The sequence below is a fragment of the Streptomyces sp. NPDC047022 genome (assembly GCF_040644155.1).
Lineage (GTDB): Bacteria > Actinomycetota > Actinomycetes > Streptomycetales > Streptomycetaceae > Streptomyces.
The window spans coordinates 26,623-49,077 of the sequence record NZ_JBEYVV010000039.1; the positions used below are offsets into that span (position 1 = coordinate 26,623).

The window sequence follows — 22,455 nt, forward strand, 5'->3', positions numbered from 1 at the left end:
ACATAGGAACGGGGGCCCACGGTGGCGTCGGACGTCAACGTCCCTGGGAGTGAACTCAGAGAAGCCCAGGACATGTTGGGCTTCGTGCACGACTTCATCGACATCGGGCACCATACATTCGACTTCGATGCTGCGTTCGGGCGCGAACTCTCCCACGGATCGGCCCAAAACTTCGAAAAAAAGTGGGAAGACGGCAAGCACCAGTTGCAGAAGCAGGTGGTGGGCGTCCGGGACGCCATCGGCAGCATTCTGGACTCCTTCGAGAAGACCGATCAGGACGCGGTGTCGAACCTCGATGACGGAAGCAGTACATGATCCCCCTGCCATCTCCCCGACTTACCCGATAGATCCCCCGACGGACAAGGTGGCGGCTGACCGATGAGTACTGCACGGCGTTTTCTGCTGGACATCCCGGACCAGTGGCAGCAGGTCGACCTGAGCGGCGAGGAACTGGCCAGGACTCGCGCACAGGTCCTTGCCTCGACCGACGACCCGCGCGAGAAGGCGCGGATCAACGACATGTTCCGGCAAGGCCGAGAGGTGACCCGGGCGGCCCGCCGCCACGGGGCACTGCTGGCCGCAGGCGCGGCGACGATGTACACCGAGGGCCTGTTCATGGCATACGGCATGGTCTTCGCCGTCAGCACGCCCGAGGGCGAGGAGCTCACGCTGCCCGTGCTGTCCGCGCGGCTCGGCGTCTCCTCGGCGACCGGCACGGCGCCCAAGGACCGGGTCATCACGTCGGCGAACGTGCCCCACGTAGGCATGGTCGCACGCGTCACCGGCACCGAGGTGACCCGGCTGACCGGCGACATCGACGTCAAGATACTGACGATGCACACGATGATGCCGGTGCCCGGCAGCACCGAGGACTTCCTCGTGGTAACCCTCGCCAGCCCCAACCTGCCGCTGAAGAACGAGGTGTACGACCTCTTCGATGCCATCACCAGCACATTCCGCTTCGTGACCGACGACAGCGTCCAGGTCTCCACGAAAGGCGACGGCACAGGCGCCGACGTCGCCGCCTGATCCACCGCGCACGCACATGCCGAAGGTCGGCGGGGCCACAGCCCCGCCGACCTTCGGTGCACCGAGGCCAGCCGCTCATCCCGTCCTGCGGGCGAGGATGGAGGTGCGCCCCCGGGGGAAGCGGGGGCGCACCTTCGGCATCACTGTTCCGCTTCGAGGAGCGGCACCTGGACCGTCCGCAGGGTTCCGTCGCCCAGGTGCAGCAGACCTCGGCCCGGCTGCGGGGCCTGTCCGACCACGCCCCGGGACAGCTTCACGCCGATGACCTCGCCGTCGCTCAGCCCCTGCGGAGAGAGCAACATGCCGGTGCGGTTACGCTTCACCTGGCCCATCCAGCCAGCCAGGCTCAGCGACAGCGACTCGGCGTTGCCGGCCGCGAGGACGCCCCAGCCGGTTCCGGCACCGCCGCGGGCGAGCAGCGCGAGGTCGGAGTCGATCTCGGCGCCCATGAACAGTTCGGCGTCGTCCACGACGATCACGCCGTGCTCCTCGGGCACGTTCGCCAGCGCTTGCCGGAACTCGTCCGCCGTCACCTCCGCGTCGGTGATGACGACGGCCACACCGGGCCGTCCCCGCAGCTCCCGCAGCGGGGAGCGCCGCGGCGCCAGCACGATGAGGCCGGTCCCAGCGGCCAGCAGCGACTCCGCCGCACCGAGCAGGGCGGTGCTGCGGCCGGTGCGCGGCGGCCCGGCGACCACGAAGGTAGGCACGTCCGCCAGGTCGGGGCCGAGCGAGGTGAGGGCGTCACCGCCGACGGCCACCAAAGGCCGCATCGGTCCGCTGTGGGTGTGCAGGGCGAGGGCGTCGGCGTACGCGATCCGGTCGGGGAGCACGTCGAGCCGGATCGGGCGGCGCGCGGCGGGGACCGAGGCCTCGCGTTCGGTCAGATCCCGGCCCAGGGCGGCCAGGACTTCGGCCTGCCCGGTGCCGGACAGGTCCTCGCCGAGCACCGCGATCTGCGCCTCGCTGAGGTCCTGGGTGCGGATGCCCCGACCCGGTGCGGGGTCGGACGGCGCCGACTTGGAGGGGATACCGACGCTGGAGTAGTCCTGGCGGTCGTTGAGCCTGAGGACGATCTTGTCCTCGGTGGTGCCGGAAAACCGGCTGCTGCCGAGCACCCGGTCGCCGGCGAGCACGACGTGGATGCCGACGCCTGCTCCGTCACGCAGCAGACGGATCATGCGTTCCATGTAGCTGCCGTTGTCGTACGAGGTGAACTCGCGCTCGAAGACCTCAAACCGGTCGACCATCAGCACGATGTGGGCAAGCCGCTTCTCGGGGGGCTGAGCTCTGCGCAGTTCGGTCAGGTCGGCCGTGCCCCGCGCGCCCAGGATGCTCTGGCGGGCGGTGAGTTCCGTGCCCAGCCGGTCCAGCAGCCGTCCCAGGCGCTCGATCTGATTGCGGTCGATGACCGCGCCACAGTGCGGCAGCGTGGTCAGGGCGTTGAGCGCGCCGTTGCCGCAGTCGATGCCGTACAGATGGACGTCGTCGGCGCCGTGGGCCTGACCGAGTGCCGCGGCCAGGATGCGCAGGGTCTGGGAGCGTCCGCTGCGGGGCGAGCCGACGATGTGCAGGTGACCGGCCCGGTCAAGGTCGAAGACCAGGGGGGCGCGGATCTGCTGTGCAGGCAGGTCGACCATGCCGTACTCCACGGCCGGCAGGGCCACTTCCCGCTCGGCGGTGGGCTTGGGCGCGGACGGCGCCGACCACGGGAGCAGTTCCGGCAGCGGCGGCAGCCAGGGGCTCGGCTGGCGTGGTACATCGGCGAGCCGGGCCGCCTGTGCGACGGCGACCGCGAGGACCGCCAGGTCGGTGACGGCCTCGGTCTGTGCCGCTCCCGAGCCGCCCCGGGAGCGGGCGCTCGGCAGGGGACCGCCGAGGTTCTGCCAGGTCACCGGTTCCGCGCGGACGGTGATCTCGGTCCCTGCGGTGGCCTGGCCACCGGGACGACGGCCGCCGACGCGGCCCGACTGGAACGGCAGCAGTGCCGACGGCCCGAGCCGAGCGTAGGCGCGGCCGGGGTTGGCCGGCGAGATGTCCCCGGAGTCGGGGGCGTCGATGATGTCGCGGCTCTCGCTGGTGTCGGTGGTGCGCAGCGCGATGCGCAGGTTGGTGTTGGCGCGGATGTCCGGGGTGACCGCGCCGCCGGGACGCTGGGTGGCAAGCACCAGGTGGATGCCGAGCGAGCGCCCGCGCTGCGCGATGTTTACCAATCCCGAAATGAACTCGGGCAGTTCCCGCGCCATGGAGGCGAACTCGTCGATGACCAGCAGCAGTCGGGGCAGTGGCGGCAGCACGTTGCCGCCGCGGGCGCGCTTGTCGAGGTAGTCCTCGATGTCCTTGGCACCCGTCTGAGCCAACTGAGTCTCGCGGCGGCGCAGTTCGGCGCCGAGGGAGACCAGCGCCCGCTCCACCAGCTGGGTGTCGAGGTCGGTGACCAGGCCGACGGTGTGCGGCAGATCGGCGCACTCGGCGAAGGCGCTCCCGCCCTTGTAGTCGACCAGCACGAAGGTCATCTCGTCCGGCCGGTTGACCACGGCGAGGGTGGCGACGAGGGTCTGCAGGAGCTCGGACTTGCCGGAACCTGTGGTGCCGGCGATCAGGGCGTGCGGGCCGTCACGCACCAGGTCAACGGCGAACTCACCGTCGTAACCGACACCGAGCAGCGCCCTGGTGCTGCGGCCGCCCAGCGACCAGCCGGCCACCACGGCCTGAGCGGTGGGCGGCTCGATCTGCAGTAGATCCAGCAGGCGTACTGAGCCGGGCAGCGCGCTCTCGTCGCTGTCGCCGACGCCGCGCAGCGGGGCCAGCGCGCGGGCGAAGTGCTCGTACCAGTCTGGCTCCGGCGAGTCACCACGTACGTTTTCCAGTGCTGTAGCGGAGCCGGTGCGCACCCTTGCCGTGGTGCCGTCCGCCTCCGTGACGACGACGGCGCCGCACTCCTCGGGCAGTAGCCGCTCCTCGCGATCGATGCAGATGGTGTGGACGCCCACGGACGGGCCGTCCCGCAGCAGCGCGATCACGCCAGGTAGCGAGCGGGCGCGGCGTGCCTGCTCCAGGACGACCAGGATGTCGGGGTAGCCGTTGGCTCCGCCGCGTGTGACGTCGGGGTCGGCAGCCAGACGGGAGGCGACGACTTGGCCGAGTTCGCCGATGCGCCGGGCCAGGGATTCGGCGGTGCTGCCGATCAGGGCGTAGGCGTCCTCGCCCTGTGCCTGGGTGTGGGGAAGCCAGCGGGACCAGGACCAGTCGTGTTCGCCGTCCGGTCCGGCGAGGACGACGATGCGCAGGTCCCTGGGACTGTGCAGGGCGGCGGCCTGGGCTGCCAGCCAGCCCGCGAGCCGGGTCGCTCCCGGTCCGGCCACGCCCGCGACTCCAGCGCGGCGCAGTGGCACGGCGACGGGCACGTGGTTCAGCCATGGCACGGTGCTGCGTCGATGCTCGTCCTGCTCGGGGTCGTCGACGCTGATCGACGAGGGCAGATCGGTGGTGCCGACGCGTATGGAGAGGAAGTCGGGGTCCTGCCACCGGCGTTCCCACAGCCGCTCTGAGGGCTGGACCACCATCTGGAGCAGTGTGGCCGGATCGGGCAGGGACAGGCGCAGGTTGTGCTGCTCGTCCAGCACGGCCGCGTCGATGTCCGCGTGCAGCCGGGCCAGCGTCTGCTCGTACTCCTCCTTCTTCTCCTGGTACTTGAGCATCGCCTGCTTGCGTCCGCCGAATTGGGTGACCAGGGCGGCGATCGGCGACAGCAGGGCGATGAAGACGAAGGACCAGCGGTGGGTGACGAAGATGGCGATCGCAGCACTGCCCGCGGGCAGCAGCAGGATCGGCAGCAGCGGGATGGGCCGCTTGTCGGGCTTGACCGGCGGGGTCGGCAGCCGGAACTTCGCGCCCGCGGCGGGCGGCAGGAATCTCGGCGGCCGGTTGAACTCCAGGCCAAGACCGTCCTGGGCCGGAGTCAGCGGGGCGCGGGCTGTCGGTCGTGCGGTCAGCTCCAGCAGGATGTCGCCGACGGCGAGCTGGCTGCCCTCCCGCCATGGGGCGGGGTTCTGCGCGGGCTTGCCGTCGAGCAACGCCATGTCGGTCATGAGGAGTTGGGTGCTGCCGTCGAGCCGGACCCGCACGCGGGCCGCGAGCATCGGCGCACCCTCGGCGAGGCGGATCCGGCAGACCGCGGCGCTGCCGATGTCGTAGTCCCCCGGGACCAGGCGGAAGACCGTTCCCGCGCCCGGGCCGGAGACGACGCGAACCTCGGTGCGGCCCTCGGGTTCGGGCTCCCGCGGAAGGGGAGCGCCGAGCCCGAGGTCCATGCCGTCGCGCACACCGGCTTCCTGGAGGGTGGTGTGCGGGGCGACGGGGGTCGAGCCGATGTAGAGGGACGGCTCCCCCGAGGCCGTCCCGGCAGATCCGACGGCGCGTGCCAGCTCGGCCGCGAACCTGCCCGTCGGCGCGGACGGTTCGGTTTCCACGGCCACGGTGGTGGACACCCCCTCGACCTGCGGGTCACGCGCGCTGACGGTCAATCGCACTGCTCATCGTCCTTCTCGTGTGGAGGTGGGTGCGGCACCACCCGCCGTGGCGGCGAGCCGGGCCGTAGGATCAGGAGAGGTTGGAGCCGAGCTGGTTGTCGGTCTGGTCGAAGGCCTCGCCGACGGACTTCACGTACTGGCCGATCCCCTGCAGGCCCTGGTTGACCTGCTCGAAGCCCTTGGCGAACTCGTCAAAGAACGGCGAGAACTTCTGCTGGGCGGCCGGCGTGCTGTAGCCGTCGGCGAGCAGGTTGGTGATCTTGCCCTTGACCTCGTTGAGCTTGTCCTGGAGCTGGGAGAAGTCGTTGAGGAGGGCCTGCGACGTGGACGACGTCGTGTCCGAGTTGACACTGTAATTGGGCATGGGAGCACTCCTTGCTGGTTGTTGAAGCGATCCATCCCTGTCGGGGACGGAGGACTGGGTGTGCGGGCGTCCGGCGGTCGGCTAGCCGTTGCCGGTGTCCGGGCCGTCCGCGGGGCTTGTCGGTGCCGTGACGAACCCGTCGCTGGACGGGGACGGTGACGGCGACTCGTTGCCGCCGTTCGACTGCGCGTCGGACGTGCTGATCGGCGGAACCGTGGGCCGTCCCGGCGAGTTGCCGCCGTCCGAGGTGGTGGGCGAGGGCGGTAGCGGCACGTCGGCGGCGTTGGGTGTGGACGGCCGCGGAGTGGTCGGGGACGGCGGAATCGGCACGTTCGCCGGATCCACCGGAGTTGGGTGAGCGGCGGCCTGTGTGTTCGCAGGGTTCGGCGCCGACGGCTGAGGGGCGGGAGTGTGCGCCGGGCCTGTCGGCCTCAGGTTGCCCTTGATCGGGATCTTGTCGGTGAGGCCGTCGATCGACCGGCCGAGGCCGGCCTTGCCGACCGGTCCCGCGCCCAGCTTCGGCGCGGAGTTGGCGATCTCGCCGGCCGCCACCTCGTTGGGGTTTCCGCCCTGGGCGACACCCACACCGATCTTGGTGCCGAGGGTGGCGCCCTCCTCGACGGCGCCACCGAGCTGGTCGGCGGCCCGCTTGCCCACCGTGTCCCCGGCCTCGGGCGCCGTCGTATCACCGAACCGGCCGCCCTTGCCCTCCTCCACCGGCGGGTTCCCACGGCTCTTGCCGATCTTGCCGATGCCTCCCTTGAAGGCCGCTCCGGCCACCGCCCCGGCCGCGGCCCCGGCGAACACACCCGCGGCCGTGATCTGGTCGTGGTTGGCCGCCTTGGCCCCCGCCTCCAGCGCCGAATTGGTGAGGAACTTGCCGGCGACCTCCGCGCCCACCTTGCCGACGGGATTGGCAAGGACTCCGCTGACGATCTTGCTGTTGGTGGTGGACTCACCGATCTTCGTGATCGACGCGGTGCTCTTGGTGATGAAGCCGGAGTTCTTCACAGCGGCCACGGCTGCCGGAGCGATCGACTCGACGGCCCGCCCGCCCAGCTTCAGCAGGGAGCCACCGGGGACGATCCCGAGCAGCCCTACGACGAAGTCGCCTGCTTTGATACCGCCGGTCTGACTGGCTATCACTTGGTTGAAGACGAACAACGCGCCGCCGAGCAGCGCGCCGACCACCGGGAAGAACACCGCCACCACGGCGACGAGTGCGGCCAGCAGGATCTGCACGAACGGGAAGTCCTTGAAGAAGTCGGCGATCTTCTGGAAGATGTTCCGCTCCGGAATCGCCTCCCCCGCCGCCCGGTCCAGCACGTCGGCACATTGCCGCTGCGCGCTCTCCCGCATGGACTTCGCCTGCTCGGCGAGGCTCTTGGCGGCGTTCAGTTCGGACTTTCCGGCGTCGATGGCGTCCTGCGTCTTGCGCGCCTCGGACCTGTCGGCGTCCGTCGGGTTCGCGCCGAGCTCCTTGGGCGCCTGGTTCACCTGCGGTGCCGCAATGCGCGCCTGGTCCACCGCCCGGTCGAAGGTGTCCTGGGCCTCGCGCAGCCGCGGCATGTAGTCGCTGTAGGCCTGGGCCGCGTCGTGGTACGAGGTCACGGTCTTGGTCAGCTTGTCCGGGAGATCGTCGCCGATCTTCTGCTTGAGCTGGTCCATCGCCGAACCACGGCCCTGTGAGATCGTGCCGTCCTTCTTCAGGACGTTCAGCGCCTTCTCCGCGGCGTCCCCGATGTCCCGGTACCGCTGCATCACGCCCTGGATCAGGTCCGGGTCGCCGGGAGTCGGGTCCGAGTCCATTCCGACGAGCCGGAAGTCCTCGGGACTCGAGTGCCGACGTGCCATGAGGTCCCCCGGTGCCGTGCCTGTGAGTGGTGGTCTCCAGGTACACGGCGTCGGCGTCACGGAGGGTTCAAACCAAGTTCGCTTCGAACGATTTCGCCGGGTGACTCCGTGTAGTCGGTGCAACGGAATCCCGGAGGGCATGGGTGGACACGATGAGCAACGGCGCGGACCTCGGGTCCGAGCACAGGCCGGCAACCGACACGGCACGGACGCTCCTGCACGCCCTGGCGGCGCTGCTGGCGGCGTGCCTCGTGACGCTGGGCGCGAGCGCTACGGCGCACGCGGCACCGGACGACGATCTGATCAAGGTGTTCGTGGTCCCGGACCCCGCGCAGACGGGCGGGCAGCTCGCCACCCTCCAGTCGATCGCCACCGCCACCCTTGGCGACGCGTCGCGGTCCGGCGAGATCTTCGACCTCAACCGCGGTCTGGCGCAGAAGGACGGAGGGGCGCTCAACAGCCCGGCCGACCGACTGCACCCCGGCTGGATCCTGCGCCTGCCGCAGGACGCCTCGGGCCCCCAGGTCCAACTGGCCCGGGACACCGGCGATCAGGGCGCCGCCACCGCTCCCCCGAGCCACGGGCAGCAGACGTCGCCGCCGAGCACCGACCGGTCCACGATGTTCACCATTCCGCTGGCGGCGGCCGTCGCGGTGCTCGGCACGATCCTGCTCGCCCTGATCACCGCGGGCATCGTCGGCAGGCGGAAGGTGCGCACCGCGTACGCCGCCGTACGGCGCGCCGTCCACCGGCTCGGTGAGCCGATGCGGCGCAGGCGCCGACTGATGCAGCGCCGGGCGACGGGCCGCCGGTTCGCGACCGACGCTGATTCGGTGCGACAGGCTTACGGCATCCTGGGCGAGTTCGCGCGCACCCGGCGGCAGCCCGAGAGGCCGGTGCACGCGCTGCGCGTCGACGGCGCGGGCGTGACGGTGTGGCTGACGGCCTCGGACACCGTCGACGCCCCGTGGACGAACATCGACAGGACCCGGTGGCGCCGCCCCGCTGCCGCCACCGGCTTCGTCACGCGCGGCGAGGACACCGGCATGACCTCACAGACCTCGGTCAACGCCGCCTGCCTGCTGCGAGCGGGCACGGACGCCGACGGCGAGCCCATGTTCGTGGACCTCAGCCGGCTCGACGGAGTTCTCAGCGTGAGCGGTGATCAGAACGTGGCTCGGGACGTCGTACAGAACCTGCTGGCGGAGATCGCGCGCACCCGCCCGAACACTCCGGTGACCGTGCTGCGCGGGGCGGACGGTGTGCTGCCGCTCATGGTGCCGACGAGTCTGCGGCAGGTGCCGCGGGTGGACGCGCCTGCTCCGACGGCACCCGCGGCGGGGCGCGGAACGGTGCGTGCGGGAGCGTCGCGCAGGCCGGTGCGGGGACTGGTCGTGGTGGCCGGGACGCCGGGCGAGCGGGAGGCCGCCGAGCTGGCCGCCCTGTGCGAGCCGGGTGGCGCGGGCTGGACCGGGCTGGTCTGCGGCGAGGTGAGCGTCGCGCACTGGCGCTGGCATACCGACGCCGACGGCCATGTCGACATCCCGGTGATGGATGTGCGGCTCACGGTTCCGGCCTGAGCCGGCCCTGACCCGCCTTGGCGCGAAGGATGTTGAGGGCGTAGTGCCTACGGGACTTGACGGTGCCGACGGGTATCCCGAGGATGCGCGCCGTCTCCTGCGCCGTGCTGCCGTACATACAGGTGTGCAGCAGGACCTCCCGGTGCTCGGGGGACAGCTGCCGCAGCAGGTCGGTCGCCTCGACCGAGGTCAGCACGGCTCCGGAGTGGTCGGGCAGACACACGTCCCGGACCTCGGCGCCGACGGTCTCGTGGCGGGCGGCGGCGCTGCGCATCCGGTCGACGACGAGGTTGCGGATCACCTTGAGGAGCCAGCCCCGCACCGATCCCTCGGTGCTGTAGAGCCGTTCCGCATGCGGCCAGGCGCGGATGAGGGCCTCCTGGACGATGTCCTCTGCCGTGTGACGGTCGTTCAGCAGTTTCTCGGCGTAGGCGAGCAGGGCCTTCGCGTGGTCGGACATCATGGTGTGCAGCAGCTGGCCGCGGTCCGCGGCCGACGCGGTGCCCGCGTGCGAGGTCGTAGTCATGTCCGAGTTCCTGAAGGGGATTGCCGTACGCTCTTCCGGCTCCGGGTGGAGCAGAGCGCGGGGAGCGTAGGCAGGACCCGCTTCCGGAACTCTGACGGTTTACTGACCAGGGGCCGGTACGGCGAGGTCCTTCAGCCGGGCGCGGACGTGCGCGGCCTCCGGGTGGTCGATCTCCTCCAGGGTGCCGAGAGCCTCGCGCCAGGCGAGCGCGGCCCGGGTGTCGTGACGGGCCGCACGGTGGGTGTCGCCGATGTGCACCAGGGTGTCGGCCTCCAGGTAGCGCTCGTGGCCCTCCCGGTACAGCCACAGGGCATGCTCGTAGCACTCGAGCGCCCGCTCGTGTTCGTGCAGATGGTGATGGGCGTAGCCGAGACTGTCCCAGGCGGAGGCCGCGCCGTTGCGGTCGCCGGTCTCCTGGTGGACCGAGAGCGCCCGGCCGCACTCTTTCAGGGCGTCTTCGTACTCGCCCATCAGGATGTACGTCCATCCCACCTCGTTGGCGACGTACGCCTCGCCGCTGTGCCATCCGGCCGCTCGGTAGAGGGTGCTCGCCTCGACGTAGTGGTCGAGGGCCTCGTCGTGCCGTCCGCGCCGGTTAGCCAGGTAGGCGAAGTGGCGATGGACCCGGCCCCGGCCGACTGCATCGCCCGTCTCGCCGAACAGTTCGAGGGCACGCACGAGGTGTGCGTCGGCCTCGTCCCATAGATCCAGGCGACCGCTCGCGAAGCCGAGCGCCTTGTGACCGTGCGCCTGGCCGCGAATGTCGCCCAGACGTTGCGCTGCCCCCAAGGCCGTTGTCTGTGCGGTGAGTTGCTCCTGCCAGCGGCCGCCGCGGTCCAGGTGCAGGTACAGGGTCGCGGCCAACTGCCAGCAGTGCTCGCCGCTGCCGTGTCGCGCGTCCTGCTCGATCGCCGCGAGCACGACGGACCGGTTCGTCTCCAGCCAGTCGTTCGCGGCCGCCTGGTCGGGCAGGCGCGGGACAGTCACCCCGGCCGCGTGGGGTCGCAGTTGGAGGCGCTCCCTGGTGGGCGCGATGACTCTGTCGGCCGCGTGCACGCTGTGCAGGTAGTGGTCGAGCATGCGGCGACTGGCCAGGTTCAGGTCCTGTGCGCCGTCCTGGGCCAGGCCCAGCTCGGTGGCGTAGGCGCGTAGCAGTTCATGGCAGCCGTAGCGACCCGGCACGGGCTCAGAAATCAGATGGACTCGAACCAACTCGGCGAGCAGCGGGCGGACTTGACCGACCCGCAACCCGGCCAGGCTTGCGGCGGCCTCGAGCGAGCAGTCGGGGCCGGGGTGCAGGGCGAGCAGGCGGAAGACACGGGCGGCTGCGGGGGTGAGGAGGTGGTACGACCAGGAGAACGCGCTGCGTGCGTCCGCGGCGGGGGTCTCCCCGGAGAATGCGTCGAGGTTGCCCTCGCTCTCGCGCAGTTCGTCGGCGATGGAAGCCAGTGGGAAGCTCGGGTTCACGACCGCACGGGCGCTGACGACGGCGAGCGCAAGAGGGAGGTGTCCGCACAGGTCGATGATCTCGTCCACGGCGCCGGGTTCGCGCTCGGTGCGGTCGACTCCCAGTCGGCGGGACAGGAACTCCCGGGCGTCCGCCGGGCTGAGCACGTCCAGCGTCAGCGAGTGTGCGCCCTCGCCAGCCACCAGCCCGTAGAGCTGGTTACGGCTGGTGACGACGACAAGGCAGCCGGGCGCGCCGGGCAGCAGGGGGCGGACGTGCTCGGTGTCACGGGCGTTGTCGAGAACGATCAGGACGCACCGGTCGGCGAGAAGGCTGCGATACAGCGCGGCCTGCGCGTCCAGCCCTGCAGGGATGCGCTGTGGGGGGACGCCGAGCGCGTCGAGGAAGGACATTATCGCCTCAGCCGCGCTCATGATCGAGCCTGTGGGATGGAAACCGCGCAGGTTGACGTAGAGCTGCCCGTCGGGGAAACGGTCCGCGACACTGTGCGCCCAGTGCACCGCCAGTGTCGTCTTCCCGACACCGGCCATGCCGCCGATCGCACTGATCACTACGGTCGACACCTGTTCGCCTGGCACGGGCAACAGCTTCTGCACATGGGCGAGTTCGCGACGTCGGCCGGTGAAGACGAGCAAGTCCACGGGGAGTTGGGCAGGAAGCACGGTAACGATGACGGCTGGCTGCGCCTCCGTGGCATCGGCCGCCTCTCCCCGGCCCTCGTCGCGGTCTGTCGACTCCACGCCTTCGACCGGCTTCGTGGCGCGTAGAGCGTGGGGGCGGTCAAGGACATGTTGTTGAGCGGCCTGCAGTTCGGGACCCGGCTGTACGCCGAGTTCGTCCGCGAGCCTGGTGCGAATGCTCTGGTGCACGTCCAAGGCCTCGGCCTGGTGCCCGGTGGCCGCGAGCATCAGGATCAGCCTGGCCTGCAGCCCTTCGTCCAGCGGGTGCTGCGCGGCAGCCTGTCTGAGCGTCACCAGCACCCGCGCGCCCAGGCCTGGTCCGGCCTCCAGGGCGAGCTCGGCTGCCTCCTTGACGGCGGCCAGATGCTCGGCGTCAAGGGCAGTAAAGGCCGGGTAGGACCTCACCTCTGGGGCAATCCCGGACGCCACTGGCCCACGCCACAGGGCCAATGCCTCGATCAACAGCTCGGTGGCGCTGGCTGGTTCCCCGTCCTGCGCCGCATGCTCCGCCTGCTGCCGCAGGGTCCGGAAGCGGAGCAGGTCGAGGGAGTCGGGGTCCAGGTCGAGGCGGTAGCCGCCCGAGCCGCGCACCAGCCACTGCGACTCGCCCCTGGCCTGGAGATCGGGTTCGAGCAGGCGGCGCAATGCTCCGATATGCCGCTGGATCACGTTGACGGCGGTGTCCGGCGGATCCTGCCCCCACAGGACGTCGACGATCTCGTGGACAGCAACCGGATGCCCCACCTGAGCCAGCAGCAACGCAAGGAGTGCACGCTGCTTGGGCGGTCCCGGCGCCAGTTCCGTGTCGCCCCGCCACACTCTTACTGGGCCGAGTACAGCGAAACGCGTACGCACAGAGTCTCCCCGTGCCGACTGCGATGACATGTGCAACCGACGCGTCCGTCCTCAGGAGGGCCCTCGGTGCGGATGCCGGCAAGGTGGGCGACCTCCTCACGGCGCAGGCCCGGCACCCGGCGACGCCTGCCCGGCTCGAGGCCCACGTCGTCGGGCCGCAGTTGCCCGCGCAGGGCCCTGAGGTGACTACCCAAGGCACTCGTCAGCTCCACAGGCTCCTCCCTGGTGTTATGAGCTGGCTCATCGGCCTGTCGCGATAGCGCTTGGGTCAGACGGCCGGGGCGGGTTCCTCGTGGGTGAGAGGGGCGAGGAACTGGCGCACGCGCTCGCGGTAGGCGTCGGGGTCCGTGAAGTAGGACATGCCGTGGTCGGCCCCGGGCACGATCCACAACGACGTACGTGGATTGGCCTCGTGGAGTTCATGGGCCATGGGGGTGGGGTTGTAGGCGTCGGCGCCGCCGTGGATGAGCAGGACGGGGATGGGGGTGCGGGTGACGGCATCGTGGGGACTGGCCTGGGTGAGCCGGTAACCGGCCAGAGCCCGGGTGAACAGGTCGACCAGCGGCATGACGGCTCTGGCCGGCAGGTGCCGGGTGCGCAGTTGATGGGCGAGTTCGTCGTAGGCGGAACTGAAGGCGCAGTCGCTGACGACCGCGCGGACCTGTCCGGGCAGGTCGGGTGAGCCGCCCAGCATCAGAGCGGTCGCCCCGCCCATGGAGAGACCGTGCAGCACGATATCTGCGCTGGGTCCGACCTCGGTGATCAGCCGGTCCAGCCAGCGCAGATGGTCGAGATGGTCGAGCCAGCTCAAGCCGACGTAGCGTCCGCCGCTCTTGCCGTGGGCACGGTGGTCGGCCAGGAACACATTGAATCCGCGGGCCCGGTAGTCGCGGGCGAACGGGCCCATCAGGGTGGCGTCCGCGCGGTGCCCGTGCAGGAGGACGACCGTTTTGTGCGTGGTCGCCTGGGCGGGAACGTAGTAGCCGGCGAGCCGGACGCCGCGGTGGCCGATGATCTCCCAGCGCTGATGTGCGGTGGACCTCAGCCAGTCGCGCCCGTCACGGCGGGCTCCGGCCATGGTGGCGGCGACCAGGTCGCTTTCTTCGGTGACCTCGTTGCTCAGCGGCGGTTTGCGGGATATGGCCATGTTGAACGCGGTTGCGGCGATCCCCGCGCCGGCCAGCATCATGCCGGCTGCGGTGGCGCCGAGGATGCGGGTGAAGTCCATGGTCATATGCCTTCCGTGGTGCGGTGACGGGCCAGGGTGGCGACCGTGTCCCTCAAGTGGTGGGCGGCGAAGGTGCCACGCTCGTGCAGGTGCGCGGGGTCCAAGTCCTGGGCGCGCACCGTGTCGGCGAAGTGCTCGATGTCCTTGGCGTACAGGCTCTGCAGATGGGCGGCGAGATCCAGATCGGTGGTGGCCGCGAGATTCGTCAGGCTGGTGCTGGCTCCGCTGGAGGCGCCGATGACGCTGATGACCTGCTCCACGTCGAGGCCGAGGCCGTCGGCGATGGTGACCATGTCGATGGCATTGGCCAGGTTGGACATGGTCATGGAGTTGTTGAGGAGCTTGGTCAGCTGGCCTGCGCCGACCGGTCCCATGTGGGCGACGGTCGCGGAATAGACGTCGAAGACAGGCCGGCAGGCGTCGAAGGCATCGGCATCACCGCCCACCATGGTGGTCAGCGAGCGGGAGCGGGCGGCGGGGCTGCCGCCGCTGACTGGCGCGTCAAGGTAGTGCACCCCCGACTCGGCCAACTCGGCGGAGATCCTGCGGTTCTCGTCCGGGTCGCCGGTGCCGTGGTTGACGACGATCTGCCCCATCCGGAACACCGCCTGTGTCTGATCGGACGTGACCAGGGAGCGCACCCCGTCGTCGTCGGTCACACACAGTGCCAGCACTTCCACCGCCTTGATTAGCGCCGCAGGATCCGGATGCGCGGTATGCCGGTGGCCCTCCAGCGCGGCCAGGCTCCTGGAGCTGCGGGCCCAGACGTGCAGCTCGAAGTCGCTGCTGGCGAGCGCCTGGGCCATGGGCGCCCCCTGGTCGCCCAAGCCGATGAATCCGACAGCCCTGACGGGAGAAGCGGATGTGGACATGAAGAACTCCCAACACAGAACGGTCGGTTGACGGTTGGTCGGCGGTATGGGGCAAGGAGCCCGAGGTCGAGCAAGCTCTGTCCGCTGGCGGCGACGGCGTCCTCGGTGGCTCGCGGCTGCCAGCCCAGCACCGCGCGCCCGGCTGGCATCGACGTGACGCACAGCGCCAAGGTTGCCGCTCATTTCGCGCCTCGTCGGGGCCACGAGGCCGCCGAGACGTACGACAAGGCTTGACAGGCGTCGCTTGGGTACCGGCTCGCGCCCTCCCCCAGGCGTTCGCGCAGCGTGACGGCGATGAGTGAAGGAGCGCGGCGTCGCCGGCCGCGGCGATGAACCGCTGCCCGGCGGCCGGTCACCGAGTCGCGCTTCGCGACACTGCACAAGGTGGTGCGCACCTGGTATCCGCGGCCCAAGAGTCGGGCGATGCAGTGCGCGGCGAGAAATCCACTCCCACCGGTCACCAGAACAGTCTGTTCACTCACGGTGATGCCTGTCTGCTCGGGGCGGCATGTGTGCCGCCGTGGTCGCGTTCGGCCCACGAGTTGAAAACTCGTTTTCGAAAACGTACTATCGAAAGCGCGTTTTCGCTACTTCCATCCTCTGGGTGGCACAGCACACAACCGGCAGACAGTGACAGGGATCAGTGATGGACAAGCAGGCACCGGCTTCATCGCGGCGCAAGCGGCTGACGGTCGAGCGGGAACGAGAGATCCTCGATGCCACGTTCGACCTGGTCGCCGAGGTCGGCTACGAGCAGGCGACCGTCGACGAGGTAGCGCGCCGTACCAAGGCGAGCACGGCCACGCTGTACCGGCAGTGGGAGAACAAGCCCCGGCTGGTGATCACGGCGATGAAGGCCCGCAAGTACGCTCCGCTGCCGCGTATCGACACCGGCGATCTGCGCGGCGACCTGGTGGAGCTGGTCCGCCAAATGCCCAAGCCTCACCCGTCCGGCGCTCCGACGTTGGGGATCTGGCAGGCGGTCATGACCGACCCTCAGCTCGCACAGGCACTGCGGGACGTCCTGTTCGCCCCGTACCTCGATGCACTGCGCAACATCCTCGCGCGGCACGTCGAGCGCGGCACGATCCGCCCCGACAACCCGGCACTGGCACATGCGGAGATGTTCCTGCTCGGCAGCTTCTTCGTCGAAAAGCTCTTCACTGGCCAAGAGGCCAATGCCGACCAGCTGATGGCCGTGACCGACGCCGTGTTGCTCCCGGCCCTGACCTCCGCCCGCTGACTCCGCCTGCCCGACCGGCTCTTCTGGCACGCATTCGCTTCGAAAGGCAAGGAACCCTCTCATGAGCAGCACTGCAGCTGACATCGTCCTGGTCACCGGAGGATCCGGTTTCCTCGGCGGCCGCGTGATCGCCCAGGCCCTGACCGAGGGCTATCAGGTCCGCACCACTGTGCGCTCCCTGGACAAGGAGGCCCAGGTCCGTGGGGACCTGGAAGCCATGGGCGTGGACGCGGGCGAGAAGCTCACCTTTGTGGAGGCCGACCTCACCCGCGACGACGGCTGGGCCCGCGCAGTCGCCGGATGCCGCTACGTCCTGCACACCGCCTCCCCCTTCCCGGGCCGAGAACCCGACCACGAGGACGACCTGATCATCCCGGCACGCGAGGGCACCCTGCGGGTACTGCGGGCGGCCCGAGACGCCGGCGTCGCACGCACCGTGGTCACCTCCTCGTTCGCCGCCGTCGGCTACGGCCGCCCCGCCACCGAACGGGCCTTTACCGAGGACGACTGGACCGACACCGACAGCGACATCCCCGCCTACATCAAGTCCAAGACACTGGCGGAGCGAGCCGCTTGGGACTTCGTCGAGCAGGAGGGCAACGCCATGGAACTGGCGGTCGTCAACCCGGTGGGTATCTTCGGCCCGGTCATCGGCGCCGATCACTCCTCCTCCATCAACATGATCACTGGCCTGTTCAGTGGCGGCCTGCCCGGCACCCCACGGCTGTATTTCGCAGTGGTCGACGTACGGGACGCCGCTGAGCTGCACCTGAGGGCCATGACCGCGCCCGAGGCCGCCGGGGAGCGTTTCATCGCCGCCGCCGGCGATGCGGTGTCGTTGCACCAGATCGCGCTCGCCGTACGCGAGCGGCTCGGCGACGCCGCCAGTCAGGTGCCGGCCGTCGAGCTGCCGGATGAGGTGATCCGCCAGGCCGCCGAGGCCAACCCCGCGCTCAAGGGCATGCTGCCGAACCTCGGCAAGATCCGGCACGTCAGCAACGACAAGGCCCGCACCCTGCTGGGCTGGAGCCCGCGCAGCAGCGACGACTCCGTCGCCACCACCGCCGAGAGCCTTCTCAGGCTCGGCCTTCTTCCCACCGCGAACAACCAGTAGCCCTCAGCGGCGCGCACGCACCGTTTGCGGGGTCGGGCAGGCCGACGGAGCCTGCCCGACCCTACTCTCCCTGTTGTTCGGACCGCCCCTCGGCCGCCCGGTACCAAGGACCAATCGTATGAGCATCCCCTCGGACGTGGCCGCCTCGCGGCACATCAGCCTGACCACCTACCGCATGAACGGCGCCCCGGTCTCAACCCCGGTCTGGCTGGCCCCCGACGGCGACCGCCTGGTGGTGTGGACCGACCCGGGCAGCGGCAAGATCAAACGACTCCGCCACACCCCCCGGGTCACCGTCACCATCAGCGACGGACGCGGACGTGTTTCCGTCGGCGCGACTCGCTACGAGGCGCAGGCGCAGATCCTCGACACCGACGCCAGCCGGGCCGCCCGCCGCGTCCTCGCCCGCCGGTACCTTATCGTCCGCCTGACCGACTGGTTCACCCGCCTCATCCCACGTGCCGCCCACCCCGGCGTCGCCCTCGCCATCACCTTCACCCCCCTGACCCGCGCCTGCCCAGGCCCCGAGGAACCATCGCCATGAGTGCACAGCCCGTCATCACCCCGCCGCCATCCACCAGCGAGCGACGCAGGAGGGCGAGCAGACATGCCCATCCAGGCGCCGCAGATGGCTCGTCAGGTCGGCCATCGCGCTGGTCGCCTTGTGGGCCGTCGCCTCCGTCGGCGTGGGCACGTTCCTCTTCCACGCCGCGATCCAGCGAGCCGCCCCGCTCGGCACTTACGCCCCCAAGGGGGCAGACACGATGTCACTGACCATGGCAGGCGCCCGTACAGAGGGCTGGAAGTGGATCACTGCGACGCCTCATCGGCGCTGGACGCAGCGCGCGGACGGTGTGGACACCGTCGGCTACAGGTTCCCCGCGCAGTACTAGGCGCCGCCTACCCGCGAGCGCAGCTTCAACGTGTTCATGGCCGATGCGCGCGGGCATGGGATGAGCGGCGGCGACTACGTCGGCATGGGCTTCAAGGACCGGGACGACTACATCGGCCGGCTCAACCGCATCGTCACCGCTGTCGGGGACGACGCACAGAATCTGCTCCACGGCATCTCCATGGGCAGTTCGACCGCGCTCATGCTCAGCGCCAACGATCCCCTGCCCTCCCAGGTCAGGGCCGTCATCGACAACTGTGGCTATACCTCCGTCAACGACGAGATCTCCTATCAGGTCCATAACGTGGCCCATGTGCCCGCCTTCATCCCAGCCGTCGCCGTCGCCAGCCTGGAGACCAAGCTGACTGCCGGTTACTGGTTCGGCGACGCCGACGCACTTGCTGCCGCCGAGAAGACCAAACTGCCCGTCTTTGTCGTCCACGGTGACGCCGACACCTACAACCCCACCTGGATGGGCAAGAAGATCTGCGCCGCCGTCACTTCTTCTCCCAAACGGTTTCGTTCCGGGTGCTGGGCACGGTGAATCGTTCTTTCAGCACCGGGCTGAGTACATGAAGCGCACCGCCGACTTCTACAACCGCTACCTCACCGCCAACCCCGCCTCCTGACCGACCAGGGCCAGGAGCGCCCACTCGTGGAGCAGGCCATCACCGTGCCCTCACCGAAACGGGCAGCCGCCGCACCCACCGTCGACAGCGAGGCCGCCTTCTCGAGCCGGTTCATGGCCCCGCTGCTGATCGGGGCGGCGCTCAACCCCATCAACTCCTCCCTCATCGCCACCGCGCTCGTTCCCATCGCCCGCGATCTGAGCGTGTCCGCCGGCCGCGTCACCATCCTGGTCTCCGCTCTATATCTGGCGACCGCCGTGATGCAGCCTGCCGCGGGAAGGGCCGCCGACGTCCTGGGAGCCCGCCGGGTGTTCCTGGCTGGCTGTGTGCTGGTCACCGTCGGCGGACTGGCGGGAGCCTTCGCGCATGACCTGCGTGCCCTGACCACTGCCCGCCTGCTCATCGGCACCGGCACCTCCGCCGGCTATCCCTCCGCCATGGCCCTGGTCAGCCAGCGTTCGCCCGGCAAGGCACTGCCCGGACCGGTGCTGGGCCGCATCTCCATGATCGGCAACGCGACCGTCGCGGTCGGCCCAGCCGTCGGCGGCCTCCTCGTCACCGTCTTCGGCTGGCGCAGCACCTTTCTCATCAACGTGCCCTGCGCCCTGCTCGCCGCCGCCTGCGCCCTCGCCTGGATCGACCGCGATCCGCCCGCTCGCGAGCGCCCGTCCGCCAGCGCCGTTCTGTCCCGTCTCGACCTTCCTGGCATGCTGCTGTTCGGGGCCACCGCCTGCGCGCTCGTCATCTACCTTCAGCAGATCCCGCACGCCGACCCCTCAATAGCCGGTGCGGCCCTTGCCCTGGCCTGCCTCCTCATCGCATGGGAACGACGCGCCCGCACCCCCTTCTTCGACGTCCGCCAGCTCGCCGCCCACACCGCGCTCACGCGCACCTACCTACGGACCGCACTCACCCTCCTCGGTGTCTACACCGTGCTGTACGGGCTGACCCCGTGGCTGCAGTCAGCAGCCGGGTACTCGGCCCAGGCCGCCGGGCTCCTCATCTTGCCCATGGGTATGCTCGCGGCCCTCATCAACGGCCCCGTCGCCGCCCGTGGCCGCGTCCGGCGCCCGCTCACAGCGGCGGCCCTGGCCATGGCGGCAGCCTCCGCCGTCACCCTCCGTCTCACCGCCTCCAGCAGCATTTGGCCCGTGCTCACCATTTCGCTCGCCTTCGGCGTCACCGTCGGCGCGGCTACCAGCGCCAACCAGACCGCACTGACCAGGCAGGCCCCCCGCAGCGAACTCGGCACCGTCTCCGGCCTGTTCCGTACATTCACGGCCCTGGGATCCATCGCATCCTCCGCCGTCATCAGCACCGTTTACGCCCACGGCGTCTCCGACCACGGCCTGCATACCGCAGCCTGGATTCTCATCGCCGTCAGCGCCGGTGCTCTGGCAATGACCCTCCTGGACACCTCGCTGCGCGACTGAGCCGACGCAGGCCTTGTCCCTTGCGGTGGAACTCTCGCTGTGGTCCGCGGCGTTGGGGGGACTTCGGGCGTCCTTGTACCGTCTACGCACTGGGACGTGTGCCGTCCGGTGCCGTGCTTGATCAACCACGCGGGCATCCAGAGCTGGCCTCAAGAGGGCGTCGGTCATCCGGGTCAACTCCGTGCTGGAGGTGGTGATCTGCGCGCCGAGCTGGTTGCTCTTCTCGACGCGGTTCGGGGTGATCCTGCCGGTGTAGAACACCGCTGGCCCCCGATAGCGCGCGCTGTCGCGCCAGCGCTGCAACGCGACGAAGTTCTCAGCCCGGTTGTTCAGGCCCTTATGGGAGCGGTGCTCGACCGAGGGCAGCACCTCGCGGTGGGCGGCTCCACAGGAGCGGAGCTTGTCGGTGACGACCACCCACGGTACAGAGCCGGTGCGTTTGAGGAGGCGGCGTAGCAAACGCCTGGCCGCCGCCTTGTCGCGGCGGTTTTGGACCAGGATGTCGAGGATGTTGCCGTCGGCGTCGACGGCCCGCCACAGGTACCTCAGCCCGCCGTTGATCTTGATGAAGACCTCGTCGAGGTGCCATTTGTCGCCGGGCCGGGGACGTCTGCGGCGCAGGGAGTTGGGCAGGCCTGCCCGAACTTTAGGCACCACCGGCGGATCGTCTCGTACGACACGATGACGCCGCGCTCCAGCATCAGCTCCTCGACCCCACGGAAGCTGAGCGGGAACCGGAAGTACAGCCACTCACAGTGCGCGATGATCTCCACCGGGTACCGGGTGCCCCTTGTCCGACAGCGACACGCTCTCCACAGGCGATCCCCTCCAGCAGGTCAACCCGGAGATCATCCCACGCCGTCAGTTATCGTGACAGTGCCGCTGGAGCAGCTGGCTCGCGAACGCTGAACGCTTGCGGATCGGCACCGTCCACGGCGAAGTCCCCACAGTCCGGACAGCGGCTCCGCTCGGGCCCGTGGCGCCGGCTGTAGGCGTTGAGGCCAATGGTGGTGCGTCTCACGATCTTGCCCCATGCCCCATGGGTCCGCACCGTCGGCTCACAGACCGGCGCGGCCATACACGACGGCGGCTGAGGCGCGGTGACGCCCGGCAGGGTGGCCTCTGGACGGTCGGTTTGAACCTTCCGAAGGGCTCCAGTCGTGTATTTGACGAGCGTCTTCGAGGAACCGATGCCGGATCACTGACTTGCCGGGGTCGAGTCCCTGGGAGCTGGCTTCCGGAATGAGGTGGGGAGTTCCCGGAGGCGGGGCTCGAATTCGTTGGTCGCAGCTCCGCGTCCAGCCGTATCTCCGAACCCAGAAGAATGTGAGTACCAGTGTCAAGCAAGTACGACAGCCCGCAGCGCCAGGATCGATCCGCTCAATCCAGGACCCAAGGGCACCGCCGCGCCCGACGGTTGATCGTAACCGGTTGGGTACTGACTGCTGTCCTGGTGGCATGCGGAGCGTACCTTTACTCAACTGGTGGTCTGGATGGTGAGTTCATCTCTGGATTCATTCTTGCTTTCGTCTCCGCTGGCGGCGTCATCCGTCAGGGACTGAAGGAGAAGCGGCGTCCCTGAAGGGTCGACCCTTCGCCCGGATCTTAGGCCGCCCGCTTCGCGTGGTTGAAGAATTCCCCTCCGGCCGTTGTGGTCGTGATGAGTCGATGCCGCACAGGTTAAAGATCAAGCTAGTGCTGGAGTCCGCCCTGGAGGGCGAGATCACTGATCACGTCGGCTATGGCGAGCACGACGCGGCAGGTAGGAACAGCGGCAAGGAACTGGTGCACACGAAGTTCGCCACCGAGGTGTGGACCGCGCGCGTGCCGCAAACGCCGCGCCCTGCCTGGTGCCAGGCAGGGCAAGCAGGCCTTTGCCCTGATCACGCCGACTCGTAGTGTCTTCCCCATCCGACGTTCGCCGACCCTGCCCACCTTAACCTCGCGCTTTCGCGAGTGGGGCCGTCCGGGTCTTGATCAAATAAGTGGAGAGTGCTGCTGACCTGCAACGATTGGACTTGTCGAGGGTCCTGTCAGCTGCACGGAAAGAAGCACTCTCCAGGTGAAGAAGCGTAGCGGGTCGTACCCGCGTGTCCGTGTCGAGGGCGGCGGCCGTGGGGCGGTCTCGCAGGCCGGGTCGGTGCTACTGGTCGAGA

18 protein-coding genes and 2 pseudogenes are annotated in these 22,455 nt (G+C 69.5%); 10 read left to right on the forward strand and 10 right to left on the reverse strand.

The annotated features are described in order from the left end of the window. The first annotated feature begins 21 nt into the window (after nt 1-21). Entirely contained in the window at nt 22-315 is a 294-nt protein-coding gene (locus ABZ845_RS28195) for a hypothetical protein (protein ID WP_360984953.1), read from the forward strand. Nucleotides 316-378: 63 nt separating this feature from the next. Next, complete coding sequence (locus ABZ845_RS28200; RefSeq protein WP_360984956.1) at nt 379-1,029, forward strand: hypothetical protein; 651 nt, start codon at nt 379-381, stop codon at nt 1,027-1,029. Between the two features lie 140 nt (nt 1,030-1,169). Here the strand turns inward: ABZ845_RS28200 and ABZ845_RS28205 are convergent, their stop codons facing one another. The 3 genes from ABZ845_RS28205 to ABZ845_RS28215 form a co-directional block, all read right to left on the reverse strand. After that, nucleotides 1,170-5,561 carry an FtsK/SpoIIIE domain-containing protein gene (locus ABZ845_RS28205; RefSeq protein WP_360984959.1) on the reverse strand — a complete coding sequence of 1,464 codons (4,392 nt, stop codon included), beginning with the start codon at nt 5,559-5,561 and terminating at the stop codon, nt 1,170-1,172. A gap of 70 nt (nt 5,562-5,631) precedes the next feature. Next, the gene (locus ABZ845_RS28210) at nt 5,632-5,925 is read right to left on the reverse strand and encodes a WXG100 family type VII secretion target (RefSeq protein WP_360984962.1); all 294 of its coding nucleotides are present in this window, start codon (nt 5,923-5,925) and stop codon (nt 5,632-5,634) included. An 81-nt stretch (nt 5,926-6,006) separates the two neighbouring features. Then, on the reverse strand, nt 6,007-7,779 hold the full coding sequence (locus tag ABZ845_RS28215) for a hypothetical protein (RefSeq protein WP_360984965.1): 1,773 nt from the start codon (nt 7,777-7,779) through the stop codon (nt 6,007-6,009). A 143-nt stretch (nt 7,780-7,922) separates the two neighbouring features. Between ABZ845_RS28215 and ABZ845_RS28220 the strand changes: the two genes are divergently transcribed. Beyond that, nucleotides 7,923-9,359: a hypothetical protein gene (locus tag ABZ845_RS28220; RefSeq protein ID WP_360984968.1), complete on the forward strand. Its 1,437-nt coding sequence runs from the start codon at nt 7,923-7,925 to the stop codon at nt 9,357-9,359. On the opposite strand, the gene ABZ845_RS28225 is transcribed toward ABZ845_RS28220, so the two are convergent. The 5 genes and pseudogenes from ABZ845_RS28225 to ABZ845_RS28245 all read right to left on the reverse strand — a co-directional run bounded on the left by ABZ845_RS28225 (nt 9,343) and on the right by ABZ845_RS28245 (nt 14,988). Next, nucleotides 9,343-9,885, reverse strand: a complete 543-nt coding sequence (locus ABZ845_RS28225) for a sigma-70 family RNA polymerase sigma factor (RefSeq protein WP_360984971.1) — start codon at nt 9,883-9,885, stop codon at nt 9,343-9,345. The two genes, ABZ845_RS28220 and ABZ845_RS28225, sit on opposite strands and share 17 nt — an antisense overlap. 99 nt (nt 9,886-9,984) lie before the next feature. Further along, entirely contained in the window at nt 9,985-12,918 is a 2,934-nt protein-coding gene (locus ABZ845_RS28230) for a BTAD domain-containing putative transcriptional regulator (protein ID WP_360984974.1), read from the reverse strand. 41 nt (nt 12,919-12,959) lie between these two features. Further along, nucleotides 12,960-13,100: pseudogene (locus tag ABZ845_RS28235) on the reverse strand (transcriptional regulator); the annotation flags it as partial. 56 nt (nt 13,101-13,156) lie between these two features. Next, a complete protein-coding gene (locus ABZ845_RS28240; RefSeq protein ID WP_360984977.1) occupies nt 13,157-14,122 on the reverse strand; it encodes an alpha/beta hydrolase in 966 nt (321 codons plus the stop codon). Continuing rightward, a complete protein-coding gene (locus ABZ845_RS28245) occupies nt 14,119-14,988 on the reverse strand; it encodes an NAD(P)-dependent oxidoreductase (RefSeq protein ID WP_360984980.1) in 870 nt (289 codons plus the stop codon). Before ABZ845_RS28245 ends, ABZ845_RS28240 begins: the two co-directional genes overlap by 4 nt. Before the next feature lie 646 nt (nt 14,989-15,634). On the opposite strand from ABZ845_RS28245, the gene ABZ845_RS28250 reads away from it, so the two are divergent. The 3 genes from ABZ845_RS28250 (at nt 15,635) to ABZ845_RS28260 (ending at nt 17,889) form a co-directional block, all read left to right on the forward strand. Further along, on the forward strand, nt 15,635-16,231 hold the full coding sequence (locus ABZ845_RS28250) for a TetR/AcrR family transcriptional regulator (protein WP_360984983.1): 597 nt from the start codon (nt 15,635-15,637) through the stop codon (nt 16,229-16,231). Between the two features lie 61 nt (nt 16,232-16,292). Then, nucleotides 16,293-17,345 (forward strand): aldehyde reductase, encoded by a 1,053-nt coding sequence (locus tag ABZ845_RS28255; protein WP_360984986.1) that lies wholly within the window; start codon nt 16,293-16,295, stop codon nt 17,343-17,345. Between the two features lie 118 nt (nt 17,346-17,463). Beyond that, a complete protein-coding gene (locus ABZ845_RS28260; protein WP_360984989.1) occupies nt 17,464-17,889 on the forward strand; it encodes a PPOX class F420-dependent oxidoreductase in 426 nt (141 codons plus the stop codon). Nucleotides 17,890-17,904: 15 nt separating this feature from the next. Here the strand turns inward: ABZ845_RS28260 and ABZ845_RS28265 are convergent, their stop codons facing one another. Beyond that, entirely contained in the window at nt 17,905-18,039 is a 135-nt protein-coding gene (locus tag ABZ845_RS28265) for a hypothetical protein (RefSeq protein ID WP_360984992.1), read from the reverse strand. Here ABZ845_RS28265 and ABZ845_RS28270 point away from each other — a divergent pair. The 3 genes from ABZ845_RS28270 to ABZ845_RS28280 all read left to right on the forward strand — a co-directional run bounded on the left by ABZ845_RS28270 (nt 18,032) and on the right by ABZ845_RS28280 (nt 20,299). After that, nucleotides 18,032-18,238: a hypothetical protein gene (locus ABZ845_RS28270; RefSeq protein WP_360984995.1), complete on the forward strand. Its 207-nt coding sequence runs from the start codon at nt 18,032-18,034 to the stop codon at nt 18,236-18,238. The genes ABZ845_RS28265 and ABZ845_RS28270 overlap by 8 nt on opposite strands. Nucleotides 18,239-18,274: 36 nt before the next feature. Further along, nucleotides 18,275-18,781 (forward strand): alpha/beta hydrolase, encoded by a 507-nt coding sequence (locus ABZ845_RS28275; RefSeq protein ID WP_360984998.1) that lies wholly within the window; start codon nt 18,275-18,277, stop codon nt 18,779-18,781. A 111-nt stretch (nt 18,782-18,892) separates the two neighbouring features. Continuing rightward, nucleotides 18,893-20,299, forward strand: coding sequence for an MFS transporter (locus ABZ845_RS28280; protein ID WP_360985001.1), 1,407 nt, complete (start codon nt 18,893-18,895; stop codon nt 20,297-20,299). Nucleotides 20,300-20,611: 312 nt separating this feature from the next. On the opposite strand, the pseudogene ABZ845_RS28285 reads toward ABZ845_RS28280, so the two are convergent. Then, nucleotides 20,612-21,117 (reverse strand): annotated as a pseudogene (locus ABZ845_RS28285) (IS6 family transposase); the annotation flags it as partial. 877 nt (nt 21,118-21,994) lie between these two features. Between ABZ845_RS28285 and ABZ845_RS28290 the strand changes: the two are divergent. Beyond that, on the forward strand, nt 21,995-22,198 hold the full coding sequence (locus ABZ845_RS28290) for a hypothetical protein (RefSeq protein WP_360985004.1): 204 nt from the start codon (nt 21,995-21,997) through the stop codon (nt 22,196-22,198). Nucleotides 22,199-22,455 lie beyond the last annotated feature (257 nt).

Excerpts from the sequence above, each read along its gene's own strand:
- ABZ845_RS28200 (WP_360984956.1), top strand. The coding sequence starts at position 379 with ATGAGTACTGCACGGCGTTTTCTGCTGGACATCCCGGACCAGTGGCAG.
- ABZ845_RS28210 (WP_360984962.1), bottom strand. The coding sequence starts at position 5,925 with ATGCCCAATTACAGTGTCAACTCGGACACGACGTCGTCCACGTCGCAG.
- ABZ845_RS28215 (WP_360984965.1), bottom strand. The coding sequence starts at position 7,779 with ATGGCACGTCGGCACTCGAGTCCCGAGGACTTCCGGCTCGTCGGAATG.
- ABZ845_RS28225 (WP_360984971.1), bottom strand. The coding sequence starts at position 9,885 with ATGACTACGACCTCGCACGCGGGCACCGCGTCGGCCGCGGACCGCGGC.
- ABZ845_RS28230 (WP_360984974.1), bottom strand. The coding sequence starts at position 12,918 with ATGTCATCGCAGTCGGCACGGGGAGACTCTGTGCGTACGCGTTTCGCT.
- ABZ845_RS28240 (WP_360984977.1), bottom strand. The coding sequence starts at position 14,122 with ATGACCATGGACTTCACCCGCATCCTCGGCGCCACCGCAGCCGGCATG.
- ABZ845_RS28245 (WP_360984980.1), bottom strand. The coding sequence starts at position 14,988 with ATGTCCACATCCGCTTCTCCCGTCAGGGCTGTCGGATTCATCGGCTTG.
- ABZ845_RS28250 (WP_360984983.1), top strand. The coding sequence starts at position 15,635 with ATGGACAAGCAGGCACCGGCTTCATCGCGGCGCAAGCGGCTGACGGTC.
- ABZ845_RS28255 (WP_360984986.1), top strand. The coding sequence starts at position 16,293 with ATGAGCAGCACTGCAGCTGACATCGTCCTGGTCACCGGAGGATCCGGT.
- ABZ845_RS28260 (WP_360984989.1), top strand. The coding sequence starts at position 17,464 with ATGAGCATCCCCTCGGACGTGGCCGCCTCGCGGCACATCAGCCTGACC.
- ABZ845_RS28275 (WP_360984998.1), top strand. The coding sequence starts at position 18,275 with ATGGCCGATGCGCGCGGGCATGGGATGAGCGGCGGCGACTACGTCGGC.